General features: G+C 72.1%; 4 protein-coding genes, 1 tRNA gene and 1 pseudogene. 2 read left to right on the top strand and 4 right to left on the bottom strand.

The window, feature by feature from the left end; genetic code table 11:
* Positions 1 to 562, bottom strand: a 562-nt coding sequence (locus H5J33_RS21765; protein WP_181796601.1) for an NADPH-dependent FMN reductase, incomplete at its 3' end; no start/stop codon positions are given.
* Positions 563 to 710: 148 nt separating this feature from the next.
* Here H5J33_RS21765 and H5J33_RS21770 point away from each other — a divergent pair.
* On the top strand, positions 711 to 1,397 hold the full coding sequence (locus H5J33_RS21770) for a TetR/AcrR family transcriptional regulator (RefSeq protein ID WP_181796602.1): 687 nt from the start codon (positions 711 to 713) through the stop codon (positions 1,395 to 1,397).
* Between the two features lie 102 nt (positions 1,398 to 1,499).
* Here H5J33_RS21770 and H5J33_RS21775 read toward each other — a convergent pair.
* The 3 genes and pseudogenes from H5J33_RS21775 to H5J33_RS37645 all read right to left on the bottom strand — a co-directional run.
* Positions 1,500 to 1,572 (bottom strand) — tRNA-Lys (locus H5J33_RS21775).
* A gap of 99 nt (positions 1,573 to 1,671) precedes the next feature.
* Positions 1,672 to 3,189, bottom strand: coding sequence for an amino acid permease (locus H5J33_RS21780; protein WP_181796603.1), 1,518 nt, complete (start codon positions 3,187 to 3,189; stop codon positions 1,672 to 1,674).
* A gap of 108 nt (positions 3,190 to 3,297) precedes the next feature.
* Positions 3,298 to 3,888: pseudogene (locus H5J33_RS37645) on the bottom strand (RNA helicase); the annotation flags it as partial.
* 312 nt (positions 3,889 to 4,200) lie between these two features.
* Here H5J33_RS37645 and H5J33_RS21790 point away from each other — a divergent pair.
* Positions 4,201 to 5,563, top strand: a 1,363-nt coding sequence (locus H5J33_RS21790; RefSeq protein ID WP_181796605.1) for a DEAD/DEAH box helicase, incomplete at its 3' end; no start/stop codon positions are given.

Genomic DNA, 5,563 nt, shown 5'->3' on the forward strand with positions numbered 1-5,563 from the left:
TGCCCTTGGCGGCGCCCGCGCAGACCTCGGCGTCGCGCGGGGCGCCGTCCTCGCCGAGCCCGGACCAGGGGCCGTGCAGGCTGACCGAGTCGCGCACGCTCACGGCGTGCAGCTCGGCGAAGACCAGCCGGAGCTGCTCGACCGCACGCAGACCGCCGCCGAGACCGCCGTACGACACGAAACCGACCGGCTTGGCCTGCCATTCGCGCGGGTGCCAGTCCAGGAGGTTCTTCAGGGCGGCCGGGAAGCTGTGGTTGTACTCGGGCGTGACGACCACGTAGGCGTCGGCGGCGGCGAGCCGCGGTGAGATCTCCCGCAGCGCGGCGGCGGCCTCGGGGCCGGGCGTGCCGCCCCAGTCCGGCAGCACCAGCGGCAGGTCCACCCCGGCCAGGTCGATCACGTCGAAGGCGAGGTCCGGGCCGGCCTGGGCGGCGGTGGCGAGGAACCAGTCGGCGACCGCGCGGCCCTGACGTCCCTCCCGCACGCTGCCGACGATGACGGCGACGCGGAGCGGCGAGTCCTCGGTGGCGCGGGCCCCGGTGACGGAATCGGTGACGGACATGGCTGTCCCCCCTCTGGGCGATGTGATGGCGGGCGACCGCGTCCGGCGAGCGCCCTGCCAACAAAGTACAACGGTCGTTGTAGTAATTACAACGGCCGTTGTACCTCGGTTAGGGTGGGCTGGTCACGCGGGAGCCAGGGAGGCGCGGATGGGCGGGACGGAAGAGGCCCGGCTGGAGCGGGCACGGGACGAGGTGTCGCCGCGCAGGCTGCGCAAGCAGCAGGACATCGCGAGCGCCGCCTGCGCGGTCTTCGGCCGCGAGGGTTACGCGCGCGCCTCGGTCGACGCGCTCGCCGCCGCGGCCGGGGTCTCCACGCGCACGCTCTACAACCACTTCCCCGGCGGCAAGGCACAGCTCTTCCGGGCGGTCGTCACCTGGACGTCGGGCGAGGTACGGGACGCCCAACTGGCCCGGCTGCGCGCCGCGCTGGACCCCGAGCGCCCACCGCGCCCCGAGGACCTCGAACGGGACCTGGTCTCACTGGCCCGCGGGCTCATCCGGCTGATGGCCGACTACGCGCACCACTTCGCCCTGGTCCGCCACATCCACGCGGAGGCCGACCACGTGCCGCCCGAGGTCCTCACGGCCTGGCACGAGGCCGGTCCGGCCCCGGTCGGCCGGGCGCTCACCGAGGCGTTGGCCCGCCTGGAGGACGCCGGCCTGCTCGACCTGCACGGCGACGCGGCACTGGCGGGGGGCCACTTCATGGCCCTGATCTCCCATGTGATCACCCAGTTCACCCACTACGGGGTGCTGCCACTGCCCGCCGCGGAACAGGAACGCCTGATCAGGGGCGGGGTGTCGGCGTTCCTGCGGGCGTACCGGGCGGGGTGACCGGCGCGGTACGCCCCCGGAACGAGACGGCGCCCGGGCCGGCCTGAGCCGGCACGGGCGCCGCACCGCGGGCCGGGGTCTGTTCGACCCGGCCGCGCACCGTAGGCCCTGTGGGACTCGAACCCACAACCAATGGATTAAAAGTCCACTGCTCTGCCAATTGAGCTAAGGGCCCGGGCGATGTTGCTTGTCCGAGCATAGCCGGACGGGGCCGTCTCGCCGATCGGGTATCGGGGACACGGCCGCGTCGCGGTGGGCGGGGCGGGCGTGATGGTCACTTTTCGGCCGGTGTGGGGGCCGGCGGACGGGCCAGGAACCAGTGGCGGGCCGACGCCAGCCACCAGGCCGCGGCGAAGCCGAGGACGGCGAGGACGGCCACCGGGGCGTAGTTGAAGGTCTTCCAGGTGACCGGGGAGACCTGCGGCAGCATGAACAGCACCGTGATCACCAGCACCCAGGTCACCGAGACCACGCCGACCGCCCCGGACCAGCGGCCCAGGTGCCAGGGGCCGCGCTCGAACGCGGCGCCCTTGCGGACCCGCAGGAAGGTCGGGATGACGTAGGCGATGTACAGGCCGATGACCGCGATCGACGTCACCGCCGCGTAGGCCGTGGTGTTGATCAGGTAGGGCAGGCCGAGGGCCAGCGCGCCGAGCGCGGCCAGCCAGACCGCCGCCACGGGGGTGTGGGTACGCGGGCTCACCGTGTGCCACAGTCGGGAGAACGGCAGCGCGCCGTCCCGCGAAAAGGCGTAGATCATACGGCTGTTGGCGGTGACGGAGGCCATGCCGCAGAACAGCTGGGCCCCGATCACCACCAGCAGGAGCAGCTTGCCGGCGGTGGCCCCGAGGGCGTCCAGGAGGATCTGGGCGGGCGGCGCGCCGGTGGGGGAGGCGAGTTCGGTGTCGTAGGACTGGATGGCGAAGGTGAAGCCCAGCAGGAGCACGAAGCCGGCGATCCAGGACGTCCAGATCGAGCGGACGATGCCCTTCGGGCCCGCCGTGGCGGCGTCCCGGGTCTCCTCGGTCATATGGGCGGAGGCGTCGTAGCCGGTGAAGGTGTACTGGGCCATCAGCAGCCCCAGCAGGACCACGTACGGGCCGCTGCCCCAGCCCGTCTCGTTGACGAAGCGCGTGAAGACGAAGGACGCCGGCTGGTGGTGGTCGGGGACCAGCGCGAGCGCGCCGGTGATCAGCGCGACCCCGAGGACGTGCCACCACACGCTCACGCCGTTCAGGTAGGCCACGATACGGACGTTGAAGGTGTTCAGCAGGCCGTGCAGGACGAGGATCGCCGCGAACAGCGCCACCGTGCGGCCCGGGGTCACCCGGAATCCGGTCTCGAGGTTCAGGTAGGCGCCCAGGAAGGAGGCCGCGCCGAAGTCGATGCCCGCGGTCACCGCCACCTGGCCCAGCACGTTGAACCAGCCCGTGAACCACGCCCAGGCCGCCGCCGAACGCGCGGGCGCCAGCCGGTGGGCCCAGAAGTACAGGCCCGCCGAGGTCGGGTACGCCGAGCAGATCTCGGCCATCGACAGGCCCACGAACAGCGTCATCAGGCCGACCGCGACCCAGCCCCAGGTGATCACGGCGGGGCCGCCCGTGGTCATGCCGAAGAGGTACAGGGTCAGACAGCCGGAGAGGACCGAGATGATGGTGAAGGAGACGGCGTAGTTCGAGAACGCCGACATCCGGCGGGCGAGGGCCTGGGTGTAACCGAGCTGGGCCAGCCGCTCCTCGTCCGACGGGCCGGGCGCCGCCCGCTGTCCGGTCACACGCGCGTCGTCTGCCATGTCCCCAGCAATTCCCAGCCCGCCGTTGTGATATGCGCCACTCGGCAGGTACGCGGAAGGGCCCGTACGACCGGTGTCGTACGGGCCCTCGCCTCAGCTCACCGAGTGTCAGCCGTTGCGCTTCCAGCGCGGCTTGTCCTCGCGGCGGCCGAAGGAGCCGCCGGTGCCGCGGTGGTCGTCACGACGGCCGTAGGGGCGGTCGTGGCCGCCGGAGCGGAAGCCCGGACGGTCGTCACGGCGGTCGCGGTTGAACGGACGGTCGCTGCCCCGGTGCCCGCCACGGTCGTCACGGCGGAAGCCCGGGCGGTCGTCGCGGCGGAAGCCGCCCCGGTCGTCCCGACGGTCGTCACGGCGCTCGAACCCACGGCCGCCACGGTCGTCACGGCGCTCGAAACCACGGTCCCGGTCGCGGTCGAAGCCACGGCCGCCCCGGTCGTCACGGCGCTCGAACCCACGGCCGCCCCGGTCGTCACGGCGCTCGAACCCACGGCCACCGCGGTCGTCCCGACGGTCGTCGCGGCGCTCGAAGCCACGGCCACCGCGGTCGTCCCGACGGTCGTCACGGCGCTCGAAACCACGGCCGCCCCGGTCGTCCCGACGGTCGTCACGGCGCTCGAAACCACGGTCCCGGTCACGGTCGCGGTCGAAGCCACGGCCACCCCGGTCCTCACGGCGCTCGTCGCGACGGTCGTCCCGGCGCACGAGGAGACCGGGACCCAGCTGGTCCAGCGGGAACCGGCGCCCGCGGCGGGCGCGGCGGCGTGAGGCCTTCCGCTCCGCCGGAACCGGTCGGACCACTGTGACGTGCGTCTATGGCACTCGGTTTGCCTTCATGGGGGGTGGGTGCGTATGGTGGTAGATCGTTTGATCCCATTTGCCCGGCGCCATCACAGAGCGCGCCGTGTGGCGCGTACTCTCCTTTGCCGTGGCGGACCGCATCGAGGCGGTCGTGAGCGAATCACGGAGTTGACGGGCGCGTGCCGACGAGACTCCGGAAGGTTTCGCATTCGCATGTCCGTGTCCAGTACCGACCAGATCGTCATGTCCGAGAACGAGAACGAACTCGACGTGACGAACGAGGTCACCGAGGCCCCCGAGGCCGCTGACACCACCCCCCAGACCACCTTCGCCGACCTCGGCCTCCCCGAGGGCATCGTGCGCAAGCTCGCACAGAACGGCGTGACGACCCCCTTCCCGATCCAGGCCGCGACCATCCCGGACGCCCTGGTCGGCAAGGACATCCTCGGCCGTGGCCGCACCGGCTCCGGCAAGACCCTCTCCTTCGGTCTGCCGACCCTGGCCCTGCTGGCCGAGGGCCGTACCGAGAAGAAGCGGCCCCGCGCCGTCATCCTCACCCCGACCCGCGAACTGGCCATGCAGGTCGCCGACGCCCTCCAGCCCTACGGCGACGTCCTCGGCCTGAAGATGAAGGTCGTCTGCGGCGGCACGTCCATGGGCAACCAGATCTACGCCCTGGAGCGCGGCGTGGACATCCTGGTCGCCACCCCGGGCCGGCTGCGCGACATCATCAACCGCGGCGCCTGCTCCCTGGAGGACGTGCGGATCGCCGTCCTCGACGAGGCCGACCAGATGTCCGACCTGGGCTTCCTGCCCGAGGTCACCGAGCTGCTCGACCAGGTCCCGGCCGGCGGCCAGCGCATGCTCTTCTCCGCCACGATGGAGAACGAGATCCAGACCCTGGTAGACCGCTACCTGAAGGACCCGGTCTCCCACGAGGTGGACGCGGCCCAGGGCGCGGTGACGACCATGTCGCACCACATCCTCATCGTGAAGCCCAAGGACAAGGCGCCGGTCACCGCCGCGATCGCCTCCCGCAAGGGCCGCACGATCATCTTCGTCCGCACCCAGCTGGGCGCCGACCGCGTCGCCGAGCAGCTGCGCGACGCCGGTGTGAAGGCCGACGCGCTGCACGGCGGCATGACCCAGGGCGCCCGCACGCGGACCCTGGCGGACTTCAAGGACGGGTACGTGAACGTGCTCGTCGCCACCGACGTCGCCGCCCGCGGCATCCACGTCGACGGCATCGACCTGGTCCTGAACGTGGACCCGGCCGGCGACCACAAGGACTACCTGCACCGGGCCGGCCGTACCGCCCGTGCGGGCCGTACCGGCACGGTCGTCTCGCTCTCCCTGCCGCACCAGCGGCGCCAGATCTTCCGTCTGATGGAGGACGCCGGCGTCGACGCGGCCCGCCACATCATCCAGGGCGGTGCCGCCTTCGACCCGGAGGTCGCCGAGATCACCGGCGCCCGCTCCATGACCGAGGTCCAGGCCGAGTCCGCCGCCAACGCCGCCCAGCAGGCCGAGCGCGAGGTCGCCCAGCTCACCAAGCAGCTGGAGCGCGCCCAGCGCC

Source organism: Streptomyces sp. WELS2, assembly GCF_013870595.1.
Lineage (GTDB): Bacteria > Actinomycetota > Actinomycetes > Streptomycetales > Streptomycetaceae > Streptomyces.